Here is a 22,241-nt window from a genome sequence, read left to right as displayed (position 1 = left end):
CTTAATTAAAGTTTGCCCACCCACTCATACCGGGTAACAAATTCTCCGCATTCCCGGTGATAACGCCAATCACCGGAATGGTCTGGCTGACAGGGTCGATTTGCGCGCCTGTACGCTTGATTTTTGCCGGGAAGGTCTGCCCCAACTCATCAATCGTCACCTGGAATGTGGCACCGGCGTTTAAGCGCGGTAGCCATTTTGACGGCACCAGCATACGTAACTCCAAATCCTGGGTTGCCACAATATCGAGTACCGGTGCGCCTGGGGTCATATACTGCCAGGCGGCGGCATGTCGTTTTGAAACACGCCCATCAAAAGGTGCTGTGATCGTGCATTTTGAGACCAGCGTTTGCATATAGCTGACATCTGCCGCCGCCTCATCAAGCTTTCCTTTTGCCTGGGTCAATTCCAGGGTGCCGACAGAATTGTATTTCGCCAGTTGATTGTTCACTTTCAGCAACTGGCTGGCGGCCTCCTGCACGGCCTGCGCCTTACGCAGTTGCGCGCGATAGGTCGCACAATCGAACTCAATCAGTGTCTGGCCCTGTCGAAAGCTGTCGCCTTCCGATACTTTAAGTGCGGCAATGCGCGCCGCGACTTCGCCGGAGAGCGTTACCGCATGAGGAGAGAGCAGTTCAACACGAATCCCGCCATCACTACTGCCTGACGGCGTGCTCTCCGGCGTCGGCGATGAGCCGGTCGTTGCGCCAACCGCGCTGGCGCTCAGGACGCCCGCCATCAACCACAGCGCGTATTTTTTCATTGTTTATCGCCTGCCATTTGCTTATTTACGCGGGCTGTAACGCCTTTAAAGGCTTGATCCAATGAGGCAATATCATATCCACGCGTATCTTCCGGCAAAGGATCAAGCCCAAGGCTGGCCCCCATTTGTCCGTAGGCGTTTTGTAATGCGCCATAGGACTGATAGAGCCGTAATGATGAGTAGACTGCGTTAGCATCAGCCAGAATACCCTGCAAACGTGCCGATGCGCCGCTCTCTACCGCATGGCGTGTCTGCTCGTAAATCGTTTGATCAACCGTATTCAACTGGCGTTCCAGTTCAAACTGTTTGGTTTTACCTTCATAATCCAGCCAGGCGATATTCACCTGAGTCAGCACCGCCATGCTCAACGCCAGGCGCTGGGCATCGTTGACTTGTTTTTCCGCCTCAGCCGCTTTGGTAATCGGCCCGGCATTAAACAGATTGAGCAGATTCCAGCTCACACGTAACCCGGCATATCCCCAGGCATTGTTTGTCAGGAATTTATTGCTGTCATAGCTTTGCCCAACGCTTAACTCAATACCCGGTAATAGTTTGGCGATCGCTTTACGGGTTTCCAGTGCGCTGATGCGCTGGCTGTAATTCGCTTCCACCATTTCAGGACGGTTAAGCAGAGCGATATCTTCCATCTTATCGACGGGGATACCCAACTTAGGTACTGGCATATCATCAGATACCGCGACACTGAAATCGAGCCCAGGGGAAATGTTCATTAATGCTGCCAGCCGCGGTTTTGCCTGAGCCAGCGCGCTGCGCACCGCCGTTAGCTGGCGAATAACATCCAATAACTGACGCTGATAATTCAGGGCTTCCAGCGGGGAACGCAGTTTTAAGCTTTCGACCTCCCTGGCATCTTCCAGCGCGGACTGGGCCTGAGCAAGAAGGGTATCGATTCGCCCTTGTAACTGCTGCGCGCCTGCGGCCTGCCACCATGCTTCGCGCACTTGCTGAACCAACTGTTGCCCTACCCGGCGTTTACGTTGTTCCAGAATCAAAACGCGATCAGCCTGTTGCTGCGCGGTGTAATAACTCACGCCAAAATCCAGCACGTTCCAGCTCAGGCTTAAATCCGCCATGCGGTCCTGTTTTTCGGTTGAGATAGACGGAGCAAGGGATTGTTCGCCAGTGGCGATATTTTGCGATGAAGAGGCGTTGTCTTTATCCCTGGCGGTATAACCGGCAGAGGCGGCAAGTTTGGGCAACATATCCAGATTCGCCACATCCAACTGACGTTGTCCCATGGCCTCTTCCATGAGCTTGACGCGGTAATCCATATTGTATTTCAGCGCCCGGGCCATGGCATTTTCCAGAGTGATCGGCGCTGATATTTTTTCCTGGCTGCCAAACAGCGTTTGTTTATCGGCGGCGGCAGTGGCCTGCCGCTCTTGCAGGCTCACAGGATGCGGTTTGACCATACACCCTGACAGCAGCAGAGCGACCGCGACAGGGAGAAGGACAAACCGGCCTGGATGACGTTGTGCGGATAACGTACCTTGCATGCTACCATCCTTAATATATCAATTGATTTTAGTTATAAAAAACAGCGCATTAGATATTGGGTAAACATTACACCTGTTTTTCAGGCGTCATCAGTCGCCCTGCAAAAACGGTCTTTTGAGCAGCGATTTGTTGATCCAGACCGGGCTTGCCCGGTGATGCCTGAAGACTTGCCGAAGGGGTGGCTTCCCGCGGCCCGGCGACTTTCAGCTCCAGATGGCTGGTACCTGAATGCCCTTGTTTATCCACCACCCGAATTTCAATAGAGACGGGTTGCTTCCATCCGGCGGGTGGCTGTCCGGAAAACCGCCCGGTTGCTGGATCGAATTTAATCCATGAAGGCAGCGGCATACCGTTACTTTGGCGCACGGTCACCGATAAGTTCGCCATAGATTCACGGGTTAAAATCGTGCCTGCCGGGAGTGACACGCTAAAGCTTTGGCCGGATACGACCCCTACACTGCCCACATCCGCCCGCACTTCAAGGGCTGCCGTCGGGCTACTGGTAATAGAGCCAATATAAGAAGGCGATGCCGAACCGCCCGGAACCGCAAACTCACCAAAGGCTGGGGTAACGGAGAGGGTTAACGGTAAGGTTGCGTTTCCTGTTGCCAGCAAACCATCCCCGGTCAAACTTAACGCTGGCGTACTGATGCCGTTGAGCGCTGTTAAAACAATATTGGGCGCGATGGGAGAAGGAGCAGCCTCCTGAAACAGGCCTTTCATTGAATCGCTGAGCGGCGACTGCAGTGCTATCGCCGGCGCCGAATTCCCCGGCACCACTGGCGATACGGTAGACGGTGTTGTCGGCGTCACAGGTGTAACAGCAGGCGCGACCTGATACACCGGAACGCTGGCCTGCGAGCCTGACAACGTGTTCCCCGCGATGTCTTTAATAGTGCTATCTACAAAACCCAGGGTGACGGTGCCAGTGCCCTGGACACTTAATACAGCCTGCCATGTCGTGGCGTTGACCTGAGTAACCGAAACGATATTCGCCTGGACATTGCCCGTGACCAGCGCCTGCAACTCACTCGCGGATAAAGTCTGAACAGGTTTCGTGAAGGAGATGTTATACCCGACCTGCCCCTGAGCCCCTGTAAGCGTATTCTGCGCGGTAACTGCCTGCACCTGAGGTGCGGTGGTGTCCACCGTAAAGGTTGCAAACGCAGTCGCGGCACTGACGTTACCGGCGGTATCCGTCGCGGTGGCGCTGACCGTATGCGCGCCGTCGATCAGCGGAGTCGCGACGTTGTACTGCCAGACCCCGCTGCCGTCCGCGGTGGTGCTGCCAACAGCAGAACCATCGATATAGACCGTCACCAGGCTGCCCGCGGTAGCTGCCCCCGTGAGGGTCGGCTGGGGATTACTGGTCACCCCGTCACTGGCGCTGGCTCCGGTATCGGTGGCTGCGGTCAGCGTAATCCCTGTCGGGACTGCCGGGGCGGTAGTGTCCACCGTGAAGATCCGGGGGGTTGCCGCGGCACTGACGTTACCGGCGGTATCCGTCGCGGTGGCGCTGACCGTATGCGCGCCGTCGATCAGGGGAGCCGCAACGTTATACTGCCAGACCCCGCTGCCGTCCGCGGTGGTGGTGCCGACCGCCGTTCCGTCGATATAGACCGTCACCAGGCTGCCCGCGGTGGCTGCCCCCGTGAGGGTCGGCTGGTTATTAGCGGTCACCCCGTCACTGGCGCTGGCGCCGGTATCGGTGGCTGCGGTCAGCGCAATCCCTGTCGGGATCGCCGGGGCGGCGGTGTCCACCGTAAAGCTCCGGGGGGTTGCCGTGGCACTGACGTTACCGGCGGTGTCCGTCGCGGTGGCACTCATCGTATGCGCGCCATCGGCCAGGGGTGCCGCGACGTTATACTGCCAGACCCCGCTGCCGTCCGCGGTGGTGGTACCGACAGCCGAGCCATCGATATAGACCGTCACCAGGCTGCCCGCGGTGGCTGCCCCCGTGAGGGTCGGCTGGTTATTAGCGGTCACCCCGTCACTGGCGCTGGCGCCGGTATCGGTGGCTGCGGTCAGCGCAATACCAGTCGGGATCGCCGGGGCGGCGGTGTCCACCGTAAAGATCCAGGGCGTGGTCGCGGCACTGACGTTACCGGCGGTATCTGTCGCGGTAACGCGTACCGTATGTGGACCGTCCGGCAATAACCCAGCGACGTTATACTGCCAGACCCCGCTGCCGTCCGCGGTGGTGGTACCGACAGCAGAACCATCGATATAGACCGTCACCAGGCTGCCTGCGGTGGCTGCCCCCGTGAGGGTCGGCTGGGGATTACTGGTCACCCCGTCGCTGGCGCTCGCGCCGGTATCGGTGGCTGCGGTCAGCGCAATCCCTGTCGGGATCGCCGGGGCGGCGGTGTCCACCGTAAAGCTCCGGGGGGTCGCCGTGGCACTGACGTTACCGGCGGTATCTGTCGCGGTGGCACTCACCGTATGCGCGCCGTCGGCCAGGGGGGCCGCAACGTTATACTGCCAGACCCCGCTGCCGTCCGCCGTTGCGGTGCCGACCGCCGTCCCGTCGATATAGACCGTCACCAGGCTGCCCGCGCTCGCCGCGCCCGTGAGGGTCGGCTGGTTATTACCGGTCACCCCGTCACTGGCACTGGCGCCGGTATCGGTGGCTGCGGTCAGCGCAATCCCTGTCGGGATCGCCGGGGCGGCGGTGTCCACCGTAAAGCTCCGGGGGGTTGCCGCGGCACTGACGTTACCGGCGGTATCCGTCGCGGTGGCGCTGACCGTATGCGCGCCGTCGATCAGCGGAGTCGTGACGTTGTACTGCCAGACCCCGCTGCCGTCCGCGGTGGTGGTACCGACAGCAGAACCATCGATATAGACCGTCACCAGGCTGCCCGCGGTGGCTGCCCCCGTGAGGGTCGGCTGAGGATTACTGGTCACCCCGTCGCTGGCGCTGGCGCCGGTATCGGTGGCTGCGGTCAGCGCAATACCAGTCGGGACTGCCGGGGCGGCGGTGTCCACCGTAAAGGTCCGGGGCGTTGCCGCGGCACTGACGTTACCGGCGGTATCCGTCGCGGTGGCGCTGACCGTATGCGCGCCGTCGATCAGCGGAGCCGCAACGTTATACTGCCAGACCCCGCTGCCGTCCGCGGTGGTGCTGCCAACAGCAGAACCATCGATATAGACCGTCACCAGGCTGCCCGCGGTGGCTGCCCCCGTGAACGTCGGCTGGGGATTACTGGTCACCCCGTCACTGGTGCTGGCTCCGGTATCGGTGGCTGCGGTCAGCGCAATCCCTGTCGGGATCGCCGGGGCGGTGGTGTCAATCACTACCGACACGTTAGCGGAAACCACACTGTTCACGCTGCCGAGCGTAGCCATCGCGCTAATCGCATGGCTGCCTTCACTCAACGCACTGGAAGGGGTAAATGACCAGGCGCCACTGCCATCCGCCGTTGTGGCGCCCACTGAAACAGTATCGACATACACAGTCACGGTACTTCCCGCCTGGGCCGTGCCGATAAACGTTGGCTGTACATTGCGGGTTATGCCATCGGAAGCGCTGCTCCCCGTATCGCTGGCGGCTGTGATCCCGGTGACAGAGGGTACGGGAATGGACATAGCGATAGAGCGCGTTACGGTCGCACTGTTTTTGATTCCGTCGTTCACCGTAATACTGATAACCCGGGTTGCTGTATTGGGCGTGGTGGCCCCATCAGCCCAGGTCACCGCCCGTAATGCCGACTGCCACTGGCTAAGGGTCGCGGTAGCGCCAGCAGACGTCAGCGTTAATATTCCCGTGCCGCCATTATAACTGGCAACGATATTGCCAAATGTCGCGCTGCTGGTATTGGTAAAGGCCAATACATCCTCTGCGGATTGGAAGTTGCCGGTAATGGCGACGGTAGCGCTGGAAAACGTGGCGTTATCCAGGTCTGATAATGTCAGACCGCTGTCCACCGCAATGGGCGTACCAGGGGTTCCCAACGGATACGTGGTGCCAGGGCCAGATGTTGTTGCAATAGGGCTTTGATCCGTACTGGCAACCGTCACGTTTCGTGTCGCGGCGGTACTGGTTTTCGTGCCATCGTTGACACTAAAGCTGATGGTTCTTGTCGCGGTATTAGGGGTGATTGCCGTATCCGTCCAGGTCACGGACCGTAACGCAGCCTGCCACTGGCTCAGGGTCGCGGTAGCGCCAGCAGACGTCAGCGTTAATACCCCCGTGCCGCTATTATAACTGGCGACGATATTGCCAAATGTCGTGCCGCTGGTATTGGTAAAGGCCAATACATCCTCTGCGGAGTGGAAGTTGCCGGTAATGGCGACGGTAGCGCTGGCAAGGGTGGTGTTATCGATATCGGAGATCGTGAGAGCGCTGTCGATGACAACGGGCGTCGAGGGGATGTTATCGCCGGCGGTAAAGGCAACACTGCCGCCACTGGTCGTCAGTATCGGCGTCTGATCTGTCGCGGTAACGGTTATCTGCCGTGTCGCTACAGCGCTGTTTTTCGTCCCGTCATTAACGGTAAAGCCCACCGTCCGGGTCGCCGTGTTGGGTGTCACCGCTAAATCTGTCCAGGTAACCGCCCGTAATGCCGCCTGCCACTGGGCAACTGTTGCCGTCGCCCCGCTTGACGATAAGGTCAATATACCGGTCGCGCTATTATAACTGCCGACAATATTGCCATATATCCCGGCATTATTATTGGTGAATGCGAGCGCATCCTCACCGCTATGGAAATTACCGGTAATGGCCACGGTTGCCGAAGCGAATGTCGTATTGTCCAGGTCTGCTAAGGTCAGGCCGTTATCAACAACCACTGGCGTCGGCGCGGTATTATCACCCGCGGTAAAGGCTGCGCTGCCGCCGCTGGTGCTCACTATCGGTGTCTGATCGACAGCCGTTACCGTGACCGTCCGGGTGGCGACCGGGCTACTGTTGCTGCTGCCATCAGTGACCTGGAAACTGATAGTACGGGTAGCCGAATTGGGCGTCACGGCGGTATCCGTCCAGGTGACCGCTCGCATCGCCGCCTGCCACTGCGCAATCGTCGCCGTCGCGCCACTGGAGGTCAGTGTTAAAACACCGGTTGCCGCATTATAGGAAGCGACGATATTGCCATAGGTTGTCGTGTTGGTATTGGTGAATGCCAGAACGTCTTCGCCACTATGAAAATTCGAGGTAATGGATACCGTGCCGGACGCCAGCGTGCTGCTGGCATGATCAACAATACTCAGCCCACTATCGATAACCACTGGTGTTGAAACGCTATTATCCCCGGAGGTAAAAGCGGCACTGCCGCCGCTGGTGGTAACCAGGGCATTATTGTTCATGGCAATGGTGACACTGGATGTACTGCTGGTCTGCCCGCGGCCATCATTCACCACCACTTGTATTGTACGGTTTCCTGTTGTCGGCGTGGTGGCGCTATTGTAATAGGTCAGGGCACCAACCAGTGTCGAGACACGGCTGGCTGTCGCATTCGCGTTAAAGGTAATACTCAGATTATCGCCGTTTATCCCATCACCGTTGGTGGCAATACTCCCGATAGCGACGCCGCCAACAGAGATTACACTGCCTGCGGTCGTGCCATTACTGGCGGTCACCGTACCACTGGTATCGATACCCAGAACATCTTCTGCGCTATGGCCGTTAGCGGTGATTTGTACTGTCAGGTTTCCGCCATTGAAACTGGTCGTATCGCTATCGGTGACCGTTGCAGCGGTTCCGCTGTCCAGATGCACTGCCGTCCCGCCTGCATAAAATGTCCCGCTATCGCCATTAAGATTGCTGATAACAGGCGCGACATCCGCAGCAACGGTGACAATACGCGTTACGGTGCTACTGGTATTACTGGAAGCATCGGTAATGGTAAAAGAGAGTGTTCGGGAACTGGTATTTGGCGACAGAGAGCTGTCCTGATAAGTCACCGCTTTCAGCGCTGCCTGCCACTGCGCTGTCGTAGCCGTGCTGCCAGAAGAGGTTAATGTCAGCAGGCCCGTTGCACTGTTATAAGAACCGATAATATTGCCGTACGTCGTGGTATTAGTATTACTAAAGGCCAGCACATCTTCGCCACTGTGAAAGTTTCCGGTGATGGCAATTGTCGCGCTGGTCAGCGTAGAGGCGGCGGTATCGGTTAGCGTGATACCGCTATCGATGGCAACAGCGTTTCCAGTACCGCTGCTGTATGCTGTGCTACCACCACTTGTCGTTAATACCGGGCCGGGGAAATGGAAGTTAGTGGCATTAATCGCGCCAATACCAATTAAGCCTGTAATAGTATGGCCATTTGCCGCCGTAACGCGAAAGGAATCAATGTCCTGAAAAGCAGAATTAGATGAGACATTAAATGTGACAAGATTGCCACTGTTGTATATGTCATTAACATTCAATGTTAACGAGGCGGCGCTGACCGCAGAACCATTCAGATAGCCGGTTAATGTAACCGTTCCCCCGCTAAAAGCGGAATCATAGCCATTAACCACCACGCCAATAGAATTCAGCGTAAACAAAGAACCATCATTGGATTTTACCGAAAAATAGGTGATTTGCTTTAAGCCATCGCTCAAAGCATCGACGGTTTCCACTGTACTGGAACCATCTTTTTCCACAATAATCATTTCGTTCGCACCATCAGATGGTGAATTCATCTGCATGGTAAAGTCCCAGCCCATGTAATTAGGCGCCGTTATCGATGACTGGCCATTGGGGATGACCGTTAAAGAGCCATCGAGGGAATCAAAGAACGTTGTTCCTGACGTAGGACGAGTAAGGAGGCCGTCATAGCCCACTAAATCCAGGGCCGCGACATGTAACTTATCGGTGCTGTATTCCAGGGTCCAGTTACCGCCCAATGCTGCGGCACCAGTGGGATCCGTAGAACCCGCGACGGCATGTTGCGTGTCCTTAGCCAAAGCGCCAATCAATGCGGCACCGTCACTGCCCTGCGCAATACTACAGCCATACAATAAAATATCGCCATCGGCGCTCAGTGCCTGGCCGATGGTCGCCAGTTCACTTTCGTAATTCGCTATATTGGCGCTGTTCAGCGCCATCGTTCCCAGCATCAGGTCATTCTTTTCACCATGTGAAAGAATATGCATCGCACTGTAACCACTATGCGCACTGGCCCAGGCGGCGATTTGCGCCAGACCATCTTTTGAACTGTCCAGCACGACCACTTCATAACCGGACGGTAATTGATTGATCAGAGATTGATAATCCTTCACATCCGACTCCACAAATACGACCTGTGGCCCGCTGGCACTGCTCGTGCCGGATACAACGCTGGCAGCAGAGGTTTTACTGGTGTCCTGTGTTGTTGTGTTGGATGCAGAAGACGTTGAACTGGATGTTACGGCAGTGGTGCCAGATGTGGTTTTGCTGGTTTCGGCTGTTGTGGTCGCCGCCGCCGTGGTGGTGTCCGTATGCGCCACACTCACGGATGCCGTGGTATGCGATGCCGTATCAGTGTGAGTGGCATCAGCGGTCGCGGTAGTTGCGCTGACGGCAACACCATCAAACATCATTCTGGGCTCCAGCGCCTGAAGCAACAAGCGCCGGGGTTCAGGGGCTGCCGTTGAATTAATGATCGTTTTTTTTCCAGAAAAGACTTTCCACCACGACATAATCACTCCCCTTAGGCCCGAAGGTATTTGTCTTAAAAACCCGCAACACGATCCTATCGGCAGCTAAAAAATTTACTTTACTCTTACATTTTTTTACCAATCGGCAGAAAAGCACATAAAAACAGTGGGAATCAGGGGGTTAGCTTTCTTAAAAAAAATTAAAAGAGAGAAATCCGTCACATATTTCTTTCAATGTAACGACTGTGTTATGAGGGGAGTGTCTACAACACGCTAAACGCTGGCCCCGCACCGGGGCCAGCTTCCATCACACTTTTTCAATACAAGCTGGTAGTCCCTGACGCACGGACGACCCGGTTACCCAGTCAAGCCAGGGGCCGGGCACCTTGCGGGTGGGATCGGCAAAGCCCAAATCGTTGAGATTGACGCCGGATGCTATCTGGCTTTTATGCGCCAGCGGTTCACCGTCAAGCCAGTGCTGACGCGCCCCCATCTCCGTATGCCCATACCCATGTTCCATAGCAATCACACCCGGCATCACGCCTGAGAGCAAACTCACCCGCGCCTCCACACTGCCTCCCGGCGTCGTTATCTTTGCCTTGTCGCCATGCTGTAACCCAAAGCGTTTACCATCGTCGGGGTGAATGGCCACCAGTCCCATCGGCTTAACGTGATGCAGCCGCTCAACAACTGTCGTGGAGCTACTCATCAGGTTTGATTTAAAAGACATCAGTTTCATCGGCCATGTTGTCTGCGGGAAGACCTCCTCCAGCGCCCGTCCATCGGACAACCGCGCGGGATACCAGGTCGGGCAGCCGCTGAATCGCTCGCCGGTCATGGCATATCTGAAGGCCGCCACCTGGGCGTTCCAGATCTGCAGCGGCCTGGCCCATTCACCGCCGACCATCCCCTCTTTACGTCCTGAGGCATCGGGCGCAAAACGCCCTCCCCGGCTGTAGAGAAAGGCAACGGGCAATGCCTCTTCTGATTTCAACGTACGCTTTATTGCCGGAAATATGCGCTCAACGCCGGACAGCGCCACATCCTGCTCGCCAGCCGGCGGCAGCGGTTTCTGCCCGGCAAAAGTAACATTGGCCGCCACGCGCAGGTAGTAATCCTCCGCGCGGTTCAGGTCATGCATCGCCCCTTGCGCATCCGGTATCGCTTTCTCGCCAAATCCCGGCAACTGCATCCGTTTAGCCACTGCAATACAGAAGGATTCCATGGATACCGGGTCACCCTGTAGCGTCCTGACGGTCGCGGGAGCGACAACAGGCCAGCGCGCCGTTGCGGTTTTACTCGCCACGCCCCCCCAGGGAGCGCTGAATCCCCAGCTTTCAAAGTTATGGGTATCCGGCACGATATAATCCGCCAGCGCAGTGGTCTCATTCATAAAAGCATCGATGGCGATAAACAGCGGCAGACGTTGCGGATCTTTAAGCCGCTCTTCAATGACCGTGCGCAGACCGGGCACGCCGTACAGCGGATTGGTCATATTCGAAATCCACGCTTTTAATGGATAGGGATAGCCCTCCAGCGCGGAGGGTAAAAGTTCCGTCAGTTGCCCGGCAACAAACGGGTACCACGGCGCATTGGCGGGCCACGGCGACTGACCGACGGCCACTTTTGCCTGATACTCATCGGATTTGGCGTAGTCGGCTTTACTGCGCGCGATATTGAGCCCTTTGGGCGCGATCTTGCCGGGAAATTGTTCAATGTTGTAGCACGGCCCGTTAATCTCGCCGTTGAATTTACCCCCGCCGACAAATACACCGCCGCTCAGACTCATATTGCCCAGCAGCACATTGAGCATCATCACCGCCCAGGCATTATAAAAACCGTTGCCGGACATCATCCCGCCATGGGTCACCACCGCTGCCTTACGCCCGTGATTGGTAAACGCTTTCGCCAGCGCATGAATCTGTTTAACCGGCACGCCGCATTCCATGCTGTATTGCTCCAGCGTGAAACGGTGGGCCGATTCAGTCAGGCATTGAAAGCTACTTTTCACCGTAACCGTAGCGCCATCGTGCAGCGTGACCGCCTGCGATACCCGTAACGTCCCGCGATCGCACTGGCTGACAGGCACCAGATCTCCCGCCTCGTTCACCACCAGCGGTTCATCTGCCTGCCCGTCGCCGCCATTGAGATGGGATACGCTCAGGTGCTGTCCGCTCAGCGGATGGTTTTCATCGGTAATAACCAGCCAGGTGGCATTGCTCCAGCTTTTTTCTCCGGCGCGCGTCATCGCTTCCCGACTGGTCAGCATCAGGTACGCGGCCACGTAGCGTTCGTTATCAATAATCCAGCGGATCATAGCCATCGCCAGCGCAGAATCCGTTCCCGGTTTTATCGGCAACCAGTGACCATGGTCATCAGCCAGTACCGTGGTCAGGGGCAGCGCGGGAGACACCACAACGTAGTTAAAGCTTTTACGTAAGCGGGCGCTGGCAAGCTGTCTCGCCTGGCGTTTGAAGGGATTGCCGGATTGTGCGGGAGATGTCCCCATAAACAGCGCAAACTCGACGTTTTCCCAATCGGGTTTAACGTGGGGATTTTTATCCAGATCGCCCATCAGCGCACCGGAACCGGCGCGATAAGAGAGTCCACAGTAGGCACCGTGCGCGCCAAAGTTCTTTGAGCCAAAACTGTTCAGCGCAAAACGGCGCAGGAAGCCATCCCTGCCTTCATCGCTGGTGTTGGTAACCAGCAACTGGTTGGCCTTCGGGCCATAGGCGGGATGTTTTGCATCAACGGGCGTATTGAGATCACGAATGGTACGCAGTCCGTCGACGTGGCCTTCGCCAAACAGGTTACCGCCCTCCACCACCTCTTTAATCAGTTGCTCAAAGCTGATGCGCTGCCACTTGCCTTCCCCGCGCTTTCCGGCGCGTTTCATCGGCGTAAGGATACGCAGCGGGCTGTGCAGGCTCTCCAACAGAGTGGCGCCGCGCGCGCAGGCGGTAGAGCGCGATTCAAGCCCGCTTTCCCCCGCCATCTTTTGCAGCGCTTCGGAAAACGGCATCATGCTGTCAAAAGGCTTCTCGTGTGACAGCGGGTGCCATGGGTTTCCGGCGATGCGTAAGACTTTATTCTCTGCTCTGTTCACACGCACGCGAATGCCGCATAGCGTCCAGCATCCAAAACACTGGGTCATGGAGACCGCCTGATCGGGGTTACTCTGCCAGCCGCCGTGCGCGCTACCTTCCGGAACAAGAGCGTTACCGTGGATCCTGTCCCGCGTCACCTTCCCGGACGTGCCATTGACCAGCCCGTCCACAGCCCGTTTTGCAACATCACGATAGCTCAAACCGAACGCGGCAAAGCCCCCTACAGCTACCCCAATTTTTAGCCATTGACGGCGGGATAATTCAGACATGACGAAACCTCCTTGAAAGCCAGTTGACGCATTCCCTGATGGTTATCATGAGGGCGAACCACAGCCCGAAGGTGCCAATAATGGCCAGCAGACCGTCGGTCCCCGGGGGAAGGTGGTAGTCGTTAATCAGGGCGTTGTATTTCGGAACCGTTTGCCCGCCAATCAGCAGCGCCCAGCGCAACGTCCAGCACAGTGCCGCCACCAGCAGCGTGCTCGCCAGTGTCAGCGATAACGGAAAATCGTAGCGGTTCGCAGCGAGCGCCAGTACCAGCACGACGCCCCATAACGTCACCATCACCAGCATGTAAAAACGGATATCCGTAGCAAGCCGCCACTGCTGGCGCAGGGCCTCGCCCGACAACGTATCCCCCAGCAGCCATACCAGCGCCACGGCCCCGAGCAGCAGTAGCGTTACCACCTGCCCTTTCGCCAGCAATTTGCCGCAATAGCGATGCTTATGCAGGGCCAGGCTGAGGAGTGCCAGCAGCGCACTTATCGCACTTATAAACATCACCAGCGGATACCCATAGCTGAACCATATCGGTCTGGCCTGCACGACCGAAACTTCGCGTCCGGTATAGAGCAGCAAGCCGACCGCCGTCAGCGCCGCGGCGAGAGCTATCCAGCGCATCAACGGTGTAAAACGTTCCGTGGCCACGCGCAGATGGAAAAGCAAAAACCACAGCCCAACAAACACGGTAAACAGCGGCAAAAACAGCGCGCCCCAGGGCATCCATGACCAGGGCGTCGGCCAGACATAAAAGTGCCAGAAGCGGGCGGTCTGATGCAGATCAGCGGTTAACGCCAGCGGCGCGGCAATCCCGCAGGTTAAAGCGAGGAACAGGCAAATTCGCTCGAACGCTTCGCGATACCGATGCTGAGACCAGCGTGCCGCGCAGGCCAGCAGCACCGCGCACGAGGCGATACCGATAAAGAAAAAATACTGTACGGCCCAGGGAAGCCAGGTAATGTCCTGCGGCTGAGCCAGCACCTCATCAATGATCATGGGTGACATATTTCCATCTCCTGCCAGAGTGCGGGCTGCGCACGCCCCTGCAACGGGGAGACAAAGGCGTCGTCGAGCCCCAGATAAAAGACATGCGGGTGGGTGTTATTCTCCGGCTTGAGGACTTTTATCGCGTCCCGGTGCGCCGCCAGCAGCGTGCTGATCGTACTGTTGGGATCGTGTAAATCGCCAATAATCCGCGCGCCACCCACGCAGGATTCCACACAGGCAGGGAGCAGCCCGACCTCCAGTCGGTGTGCGCAAAAGGTGCATTTATCCGCCGTTTGGGTCGTGTGATTAATAAAGCGGGCATCATACGGGCAGGCCTGCACACAGTAGGCACATCCCACGCAGCGGGTGTTGTCGATAACCACAATCCCGTCCTTGCGTTGAAAGGTGGCCTGCACCGGGCAAACCGGCACACAGGGCGGATCGTCACAGTGGTTACACAAACGCGGCAGCAACACGTTGGTCACCTCGTCGCTGTCGGCGAGCTTCACCTGATACTGGTTCACCGTGGTACGGAAAGCCCCCTGCGGGATCTGGTTTTCTATGGTGCAGCTCACCGTGCAGGACTGGCAGCCAATGCAACGGCGCAAATCAATAAGCATGGCGTAACGCTGCTTCTCGGAGCCTTCGTGCCGTTCAGGCTTTAATGAGAGACTCGCCTGCGCCAGCGGTATCAGTGATGCCCCGGCGGTGACAACACCCAATTGCTGCAAGAAATGTCGCTTACTGATGTCCATAGTGACCTCCATTCAGTGCGCGGCTAAGGAAAAGATTAGGGATGGAATTACCTAACCAAATGTGATTAGTTACAGTCTAAAAATCCCGCCGGGTCGCCCTCTATTGTGGTTAACCACATAAACGAAGCGGGCTTGATCTACCGCAAACGAAAAGGGGCATTTGTCGCATGGATCGCATCGCAAAAATCCTGTTGTGCCTGTTCATCGTCGGGTTTAGCTCCCCTCTTCTCGCCGCTGACTGGACCATCGGCATCCTGGCATTGCGCGGTGAAGCGGCAACTCAACGTCACTGGCAGCCGCTTATCGACTCGCTTAACGACACCGTACCGGATGCCCATTTTCGGCTGCTCCCCCTTGATCTCAACGCGATGCGCGAGGCGGTAAACGCAGGAAGCGTCCAGTTTGTCATCACCAATCAGGCGCAGTTTGTGCAGCTAAATAGCCACTATCATTTGCGCTGGCTGGCATCGCTACGATCCGGGAAAGGGGCCGCCGGGGAGAGCATGGCCACCGGCAGCGCTATTCTGGTTCGCCGTGATAGCCCCATCACCCACGCGCGGGATCTGGCCGGACAAACCCTGGGCGCAGTCGATGCGCAGGCTTTTGGCGGCTATCTGCTGGGCTACCGTGAACTGCTGGATGCGGGGTTACGGGTGGACGACCAGGTGAAGGTGAGATTTTTGGGCTTTCCGGCTGATGCGCTGCTCTATTTGCTGCGCGAAGATGCCATTCAGGCTGCCATCGTTCCCGTGTGCCTGTTGGAAGATATGGACGCGGAAGGTCTTATTGCGAAAAACGCCTTTCGGGTTCTGCTTCAAAAACCGTCCGCATCTCCCTGCCTGACCAGTACCGCACTCTATCCTGACTGGTCGTTCGCTGCCCTGCCCGGCGTGGGTGACCGGGTTGCCGATGCCGTCGCAAAGGCGTTGCTGACGGCACCCCAGAGTGGTAGCTGGCACTGGGGCGCACCCGCCTCAACCAGCGATACCGAAGCCCTGCTTCGCGAACTTAACCGCCACCCGGAGCAGCAGCGGATCGGGCAAACCCTGCTTGCCTGGCTGAGCCAGCACAGGCTAATGATTGGGCTGATCCTTGTGCTGGGCGTGCTGTTCGTTGCCAATTATGGTTGGGTGATGGTGCTGGTAAACCGGCGCGGTAAAGCGCTCGAGCAGGCAAACGCCCGGCTGCGCGCCCAACAGCAGACGCTGGAGCAGGCCCGACAGATGAGCGTACTGGGTGAGATGGCCTCCGGTTTTGCGCACGAGCTTAACCAGCCGCTAGCGGCAATCCGCATGTATGCGCAGGGAGGGCTTACTTATCTCCCGCAGCCGGAAAAGAGAGAATCCATAGAAGAGGCGCTACACAACATCGATGCTCAGGCCGAACGCTGTGGACTTATCATCAAACATTTACGGGAATGGGCGAGTCCGCAGCAGCAAAGTGAAAATGCGCCCTGTGATGTCGCAGATACGCTCCGACACGTGCTCAGGCTTTTGCAGCTTGATAAAGCGTCACCCGACCTGCTTGTTGAGGTAAACATCAAGCGCCCCATGCCGCTTTCTCTGCCACCGGTCCTGCTGGAGCAGGTACTGGCAAATATCATTTTGAATGCGGTCCAGGCAGGTGCCACTCGCCTTTGGGTTACGGAGGAACGTGTTGGTCAACAGCAGCAGATTACGCTACTGGACAACGCGGGCGGCCTGTCAGCGGAACAGCTCTCGGCGCTGTTTCGCCCTTTTCACTCCACCAAAAAAGGGGGTATGGGGCTGGGACTCGTTATTTGCCAGCGCCTTCTGCGCAGCGTCAATGGCGAGATTAGTGTGAATAATCACAGCGCCCCGGATGGGCGTTATGGTTTACTCGTGGCCCTGACCTTTCCGACGGACCAATAACACAGAAGATTCAAATGATTCATTTAGTGGATGATGACGAAGCGGTGACCCGCTCATGCTCTTTTTTACTGGAAAGCCTGGGATACACCGTTCAGTGCTGGAACCAAAGTGAGCGCTTTCTGCACGAAGCAGCGCTTAAAGATACGGGCGTCGTGCTGTTGGATATGCGGATGCCGGGTATGGACGGGCATCGCCTGTTTCAGGCCATGCGTCACGATAACAGCACCCTTGCCGTTATTTTCCTGACAGGCCATGGCGATATCCCGATGGCGGTAAAAGAGATCCAGTCGGGTGCCGTTGATTTTTTACAAAAACCTGTCGCGCTTGATGCCCTAAAAGAGGCCATCAGTAAAGGCTACGAACACTCTGAGCGGCTGGCGAAAATACAGGAGCTTAAACAGCGTTACGGCCAACTGACACCCAAAGAAAAAGCCGTGGCGCATTATGTAGCCGCAGGCATGATGAATAAGGATATCGCCTCGCAGATGAATATTGCATTGCGCACGGTGGAAGTTCACCGCTCACGAGTTATGGAAAAAATGGACGCCAGAACGATGGCAGAACTGATCATGCAAATGAATAGCATTGATCTGTCAGGTGAAATTTAATTAAGCAATAAACCGACGCATTTGCTTCACCACAAAAAATAAAAAGGGGAATGAGATAAAAAGAAAACGCCATCTGTCGTCGGAAATGAACGGACTTTGAACAACTCAAAAAGCAGAGCAATAGCGTAACAGCGCTGATGGATTATTACGCTATGCTCTCCAGCGCTTTATTTTTTAACGTATGCAACAGCTTCGATTTCTACCAAAGCATCTTTCGGCAGCTTTCCTGCCTGAATACAAGAGCGCGCTGGCGCGCCAACATCGCCAAAGAATTCAGTATATACCTCATTAAACGCGGCAAAATCTTCCATTCTGCCCAGGAAACAGGTGGTTTTAATCACCGTATCCAGAGATGCCCCCGCTTGTTCAAGCACCGCTTTAACGTTGAGCAGGGACTGCCGTGTTTGTGCTTTTACGTCATCCGCAGGAAATGCCATTGTTACCGGATCAAGCGGCAACTGCCCGGAAGTAAATACCAGATCACCAAACGAAATGGCCTGAGAATAAGGCCCGATCGCAGCGGGTGCAGATGCAGTATTAATAATCAATTTCATTATTTTCTCCTGTAAATAAATAATGCTATGTTTGCACCAGCGCAGGCTGACACAATCACGCTGATATTAATTAACCTTCCAGATGACGCAGCGCCTGATCGAGATCTTTGACCAAATCAATCGGATCCTCTAAACCAATCTGCAGACGGAATGCCTCGCCTTCATACGGCCAGTGATATTCAGGACGGTCTTTACGCGGATTGAACGGGGTTGCCAGGCTTTCAAAGCCGCCCCAGGAAAAACCAATGCCGAAGTATTCCAGGCTATCGATAAATTTCTCCACAGACGCTTTTGAATACTGAGGCTTCAATACCACGCTAAACAGACCGCTTGAGCCGGTAAAATCGCGTTTCCAGAGTTCATGGCCCGGACATGACGGCAGTGCCGGGTGCAACACTTGTTCAACTTCCGGACGTTCCTCAAACCATTTCGCAATCTTAAGGGCTGAGGCCTGGTGGCGCTCCAGACGCAGTGACATGGTACGCAGACCACGCTGGGCAAGGTAGACATCATCCGGGGCTGCATGCAGGCCAAACAGATAGACGAAACGGCGAATCGCCAGCCATGTCTCTTTATTCGCGGTAATCAGCCCCATTTGCGCATCAGAGTGGCCGACGATGTATTTCGTGGCAGCATGGACTGACACGTCGACCCCGTGATCAAAGGGTTTAAAGAACAGTGGTGTCGCCCAGGTGTTGTCAATAATCACTTTGGCATTGCGCTCATGAGCGATTTTGGTAATGGCCGGAATATCCTGAATATCAAAGGTCTGTGACCCCGGAGATTCAGTAAATACTACCGTCGTGTTTTCTTTAAAGAGATCGACAATACCGCTGCCGATTGTCGGATCAAAGAACGTGGTCGAGACCCCCATTTTCGCCAGGACATTGTTTACGAAACCGCGCGTTGGTCCATAAACGCTGCCGCTGACAAGAATATGGTCGCCCGCTTTAACCAGCGCCAGCAATGCACTTGTGCAAGCGGCAAGACCTGTCGGCACTAGCAATGAGCGATAGCCTCCTTCCAACTCAGCCAGCGCTTTTTGCACAGCAAAGGTCGTCGGCGTACCGAAGCGTCCGTAATACATGATTTCATCTTCAGCATCTTCAAACAGCGCCTGATGACGCTCACTAAGCTCTTTGCAGTTCTTAAAGATAACGGTAGATGCATGGTAGACCGGCGGGTTAACTACGCCACCGAAGACTTCCGGATCAAACGGACCGTGACAAAGATACGTATCCGCTGACACCTGGTTATCAAAATTGTGATTCGACATTTTTCCCTTCCTCTTCTTACTACACTTACTTAATTTATCTGCCCTTTTCCCTAACGGATTAATAGGGCAACACATATCGATAATATTCATCTCACATTTGAGATTTATCTAAATAAGCACTCTAACTTTTCAACTGAACTAGCCAGGATTTGACACCGTTTAGAAAACATGGGCATATCAGCATTTTTAATATCAAAAAAACCTGTTATGAAATTATGGATAATTTGTAAAATCGCAATGCTATCTAAACATGTCAGGTATAAACCTATGCGTCATGTAATAACTCTTATGAGAACAGCATGACAAATGGCCCGATGCACATCAGCATACCAATCAAAATAACGTAATAGACAGACGCACCGCGTAAATCAACGAATTTATCATTTCTGAGGATAATTACCCCGGGAACGATACAGCTAATAAGTCCATAGGTTACACCACCAAATACAAAGACTTTCAGAATCGGGAAGTTCGTTAACACAATCAACCACAACACCAGCACAACCATAAAGAAAGCGGTAACGGTATTGAATTTCTCACTGTTATCTTTCTGCCGGAATACTTTCTGAGCAGCCACTTTGATTAACCCAACGAAGGACTCATGCACGGCCAGATAGAGAGCCAGGAATGCCGTCACAATAGAGAATACGTTGAGGATCACGCTCATGTATTTTACTGTCGCACCGGGAATCACTTTTGCCGCCAGAGCAAGCGCCGAGATATTATCCTGGTAAGCGCGTAATGCATCGGCTTCGCTGATAGACAAAACGATAGAAACAACGAATAACAAAACTGTTGCGACCAGAATGACGTAGGCCACTTTGTGTACGCGCAGCACTTTGTATTTCGCAACTTCTTTATCTTCTTCACGCTTTTTATACGCAATATTCATTGGGTTCAGAATACCGACAAACATAATCGAGAAGATGGCAAAAGGCAGCGTCGGGAAGGTGCCGACGACCAGATGGCTAACACTTGGAAAATCACCAATGTTATTTAAGTCCCAAAAAGGTACTACCACGAACCCAATAGCGACAATAATCACCAGTTTCACGGCAATCATACTGCCTGAGACTTTAAACAACAGCTTCTCACCTTTGGAGGCAACCAACGAGAGTCCTGCAATTAATAATAACGACCACCACCAGTGCTCAGACAGCGTCTGGGTCGTCAGACCAAATGTTTTCAGATAAGAAGCGCTATCGTTCGTTATTGCAAGTGCATATTCCACCATCGATTTCAACATGGTGATGGAATAGAGCGCGCCCAGAAATACGCCCCAACGACTGCCGACGTAGCTGGTGATAATGCTAAGGTATGAGTCATGTTCATCGCTACGCGCCATGGTTTCAATGAACAACTTTTGCATATAGTAAACTGCCGGATATCCAAGAATAACGGCCAGGGCAAATACCCAGACACCTTTCAGACCAACCTGTAAAGGAAAAAAGACAATTCCGGAACCAATGGCTGCGCCGATACACAGTACCACCCATCCCAGATCATACATGGTAAAAGGTATATTCTTTTTAGTAATCACTTCGTTATTAATTCCTACACTCATAGGAGTCCCCAATCAACTAAAAATAATCAACCGACCTGAACATGGCTTCAAAATATGTTCTTACATTTTGACGAACTTGCATGGGAAAGTTTCACTGCGTTCTTTTCCGATTATTTCAATCAAATAACCACATTGATACTAATGATTGAATGAAGAAAGCTTTACACAGCAAAAAACGGATGGCGAATGAATATTAGAGAAAACAGTTTCCACTTTTATTCACATCCAATTATTTAAAAAACTCATGATCAACCACACATTTATTTATTTTTTGCGATCAACAAATGTGATCTAAACGCTAGATTTTTATATTTATACTTTTCACTACTCGACTTTAAAAACGTGACCTGTGTCGCATTTGATTGTTTTCTGTTAAGACAGTGCTTCAATATCTTTTTCCCAGGCGTTCCACGGTTGTTTCTCTTCAATCAGGAAATCAATAAAAGAACGCACTTTGGGGTTGCGAAACTTACTGGGAAAATAGAGTGCATACAAGCTGTGTGTGGGATAGGCGTATTTTCCATCAAGCTTCAGCGCGACCAGTTCTTCGCTGGCGATATGCTTATTGATAAGATAAGAGGGTAACCAGGCAATCCCCTGCCCTGCAAGCGCCGCTTTCAGGAGTATCAAGCTACTGTTAGCCTGCACCGGTGTCTTCGCTTTGATATCACAGTGAGAGTGCTGCGGCATATCTGTAAAACGTAATGGCGGCGTCAATCCCGGGTAGACCAGGCATTCATGGCTGGTCAGTTCTACGCGTTTTGTTGGCGTCCCCATCCGTTGCAGATAGGCTGGAGAAGCACAATACATCCAGCTAATTTTGGAGAGCTTGCGGGCGGCATAATTCTGCGGTGGCGTTGCGGTAATCCGTAGCGCAATGTCTACATTGTTTTCATTGAGATTAATAAGGTGATCGTCAAGGTCCAGAATGAGTTCGACATCATGATTCTTTTGTCGGTACTCTTCAAAAATATCAATCAAATGCGCATAGCCAAATGCAACAGAACAGGTAATTTTTAATGCGCCATGGGGGTGATTAAAATAACCGCAGGTTGTATTAACAATATCATCAAATTCTTTTAATAATTCACTGGCTCGTGAAACAAAATATTCACCTGCCTCGGTCAACTGAAACGTCCGCGTGGTTCGTTGAATAAGCGGAACACCCAGGTTTTCCTCCATGACCGCAAGACCTTTACTGATCGCAGAGGGTGAAAGATTGAGAAGTCGGGCCGCTTCCGAGAGCCCTTTCCCCTCGCTTATTTTAACCAGCATTTCTATCTGTTTGATTGTCAGTGGGATTGTCATATCGTCTACTATTACGGAGTGCTCTCAAAGATTGAGATAAAGAGAGCACTTGTCATCTGATAGCAGAAGT

Annotated in this window: 12 protein-coding genes; 2 read left to right on the top strand and 10 right to left on the bottom strand. The window is 54.4% G+C overall.

The window, feature by feature from the left end; all coding sequences use genetic code 11:
- Window position 1: 1 nt before the first annotated feature.
- From MRY16398_RS07925 to ttrB, 6 genes are all read right to left on the bottom strand, one after another.
- Entirely contained in the window at window positions 2-763 is a 762-nt protein-coding gene (locus MRY16398_RS07925) for an efflux RND transporter periplasmic adaptor subunit (protein WP_039079821.1), read from the bottom strand.
- Window positions 760-2,280 carry a TolC family protein gene (locus tag MRY16398_RS07920; protein WP_110294578.1) on the bottom strand — a complete coding sequence of 507 codons (1,521 nt, stop codon included), beginning with the start codon at window positions 2,278-2,280 and terminating at the stop codon, window positions 760-762. Before MRY16398_RS07920 ends, MRY16398_RS07925 begins: the two co-directional genes overlap by 4 nt.
- Before the next feature lie 67 nt (window positions 2,281-2,347).
- Window positions 2,348-9,880, bottom strand: a complete 7,533-nt coding sequence (locus MRY16398_RS07915) for an Ig-like domain-containing protein (RefSeq protein ID WP_125124131.1) — start codon at window positions 9,878-9,880, stop codon at window positions 2,348-2,350.
- A gap of 265 nt (window positions 9,881-10,145) precedes the next feature.
- On the bottom strand, window positions 10,146-13,217 hold the full coding sequence (ttrA, locus tag MRY16398_RS07910) for a tetrathionate reductase subunit TtrA (RefSeq protein WP_125124130.1): 3,072 nt from the start codon (window positions 13,215-13,217) through the stop codon (window positions 10,146-10,148).
- A complete protein-coding gene (ttrC, locus tag MRY16398_RS07905) occupies window positions 13,210-14,223 on the bottom strand; it encodes a tetrathionate reductase subunit TtrC (RefSeq protein WP_125125642.1) in 1,014 nt (337 codons plus the stop codon). The genes ttrA and ttrC overlap by 8 nt, the downstream gene beginning before the upstream one ends.
- Window positions 14,220-14,969 (bottom strand): tetrathionate reductase subunit TtrB, encoded by a 750-nt coding sequence (ttrB, locus tag MRY16398_RS07900; protein WP_125124129.1) that lies wholly within the window; start codon window positions 14,967-14,969, stop codon window positions 14,220-14,222. Before ttrB ends, ttrC begins: the two co-directional genes overlap by 4 nt.
- Before the next feature lie 167 nt (window positions 14,970-15,136).
- Here ttrB and ttrS point away from each other — a divergent pair, with 167 nt between their 5' ends.
- A complete protein-coding gene (ttrS, locus tag MRY16398_RS07895; protein ID WP_125124128.1) occupies window positions 15,137-16,861 on the top strand; it encodes a tetrathionate respiration histidine kinase TtrS in 1,725 nt (574 codons plus the stop codon).
- A gap of 8 nt (window positions 16,862-16,869) precedes the next feature.
- Window positions 16,870-17,469 carry a tetrathionate respiration response regulator TtrR gene (gene ttrR, locus MRY16398_RS07890; RefSeq protein WP_172600699.1) on the top strand — a complete coding sequence of 200 codons (600 nt, stop codon included), beginning with the start codon at window positions 16,870-16,872 and terminating at the stop codon, window positions 17,467-17,469.
- 167 nt (window positions 17,470-17,636) lie between these two features.
- On the opposite strand, the gene MRY16398_RS07885 is transcribed toward ttrR, so the two are convergent.
- The 4 genes from MRY16398_RS07885 to MRY16398_RS07870 form a co-directional block, all read right to left on the bottom strand.
- Window positions 17,637-18,023, bottom strand: coding sequence for a RidA family protein (locus MRY16398_RS07885; protein WP_079496225.1), 387 nt, complete (start codon window positions 18,021-18,023; stop codon window positions 17,637-17,639).
- 70 nt (window positions 18,024-18,093) lie between these two features.
- Window positions 18,094-19,299, bottom strand: coding sequence for a cystathionine beta-lyase (gene metC, locus MRY16398_RS07880; RefSeq protein WP_125124126.1), 1,206 nt, complete (start codon window positions 19,297-19,299; stop codon window positions 18,094-18,096).
- Between the two features lie 286 nt (window positions 19,300-19,585).
- Window positions 19,586-20,863 (bottom strand): amino acid permease, encoded by a 1,278-nt coding sequence (locus MRY16398_RS07875; protein ID WP_079496223.1) that lies wholly within the window; start codon window positions 20,861-20,863, stop codon window positions 19,586-19,588.
- A gap of 372 nt (window positions 20,864-21,235) precedes the next feature.
- Window positions 21,236-22,171, bottom strand: a complete 936-nt coding sequence (locus tag MRY16398_RS07870; RefSeq protein WP_071196184.1) for a LysR family transcriptional regulator — start codon at window positions 22,169-22,171, stop codon at window positions 21,236-21,238.
- Window positions 22,172-22,241 lie beyond the last annotated feature (70 nt).

This window comes from Phytobacter sp. MRY16-398, from assembly GCF_003925915.1.
Classification (GTDB): domain Bacteria; phylum Pseudomonadota; class Gammaproteobacteria; order Enterobacterales; family Enterobacteriaceae; genus Phytobacter; species Phytobacter diazotrophicus.
The sequence above is the reverse complement of the archived record's forward strand: the minus strand, read 5'-3'. Positions and strand labels throughout refer to the sequence as shown.

Bases quoted from the DNA above. Each gene is read 5' to 3' on its own strand.
- MRY16398_RS07875 (WP_079496223.1), bottom strand. From the start codon at position 20,863: ATGAGTGTAGGAATTAATAACGAAGTGATTACTAAAAAGAATATACCT.
- metC (WP_125124126.1), bottom strand. From the start codon at position 19,299: ATGTCGAATCACAATTTTGATAACCAGGTGTCAGCGGATACGTATCTT.
- ttrA (WP_125124130.1), bottom strand. From the start codon at position 13,217: ATGTCTGAATTATCCCGCCGTCAATGGCTAAAAATTGGGGTAGCTGTA.
- MRY16398_RS07915 (WP_125124131.1), bottom strand. From the start codon at position 9,880: ATGTCGTGGTGGAAAGTCTTTTCTGGAAAAAAAACGATCATTAATTCA.
- ttrC (WP_125125642.1), bottom strand. From the start codon at position 14,223: ATGATCATTGATGAGGTGCTGGCTCAGCCGCAGGACATTACCTGGCTT.
- MRY16398_RS07925 (WP_039079821.1), bottom strand. From the start codon at position 763: ATGAAAAAATACGCGCTGTGGTTGATGGCGGGCGTCCTGAGCGCCAGC.
- ttrB (WP_125124129.1), bottom strand. From the start codon at position 14,969: ATGGACATCAGTAAGCGACATTTCTTGCAGCAATTGGGTGTTGTCACC.
- MRY16398_RS07920 (WP_110294578.1), bottom strand. From the start codon at position 2,280: ATGCAAGGTACGTTATCCGCACAACGTCATCCAGGCCGGTTTGTCCTT.
- MRY16398_RS07870 (WP_071196184.1), bottom strand. From the start codon at position 22,171: ATGACAATCCCACTGACAATCAAACAGATAGAAATGCTGGTTAAAATA.
- MRY16398_RS07885 (WP_079496225.1), bottom strand. From the start codon at position 18,023: ATGAAATTGATTATTAATACTGCATCTGCACCCGCTGCGATCGGGCCT.
- ttrS (WP_125124128.1), top strand. From the start codon at position 15,137: ATGGATCGCATCGCAAAAATCCTGTTGTGCCTGTTCATCGTCGGGTTT.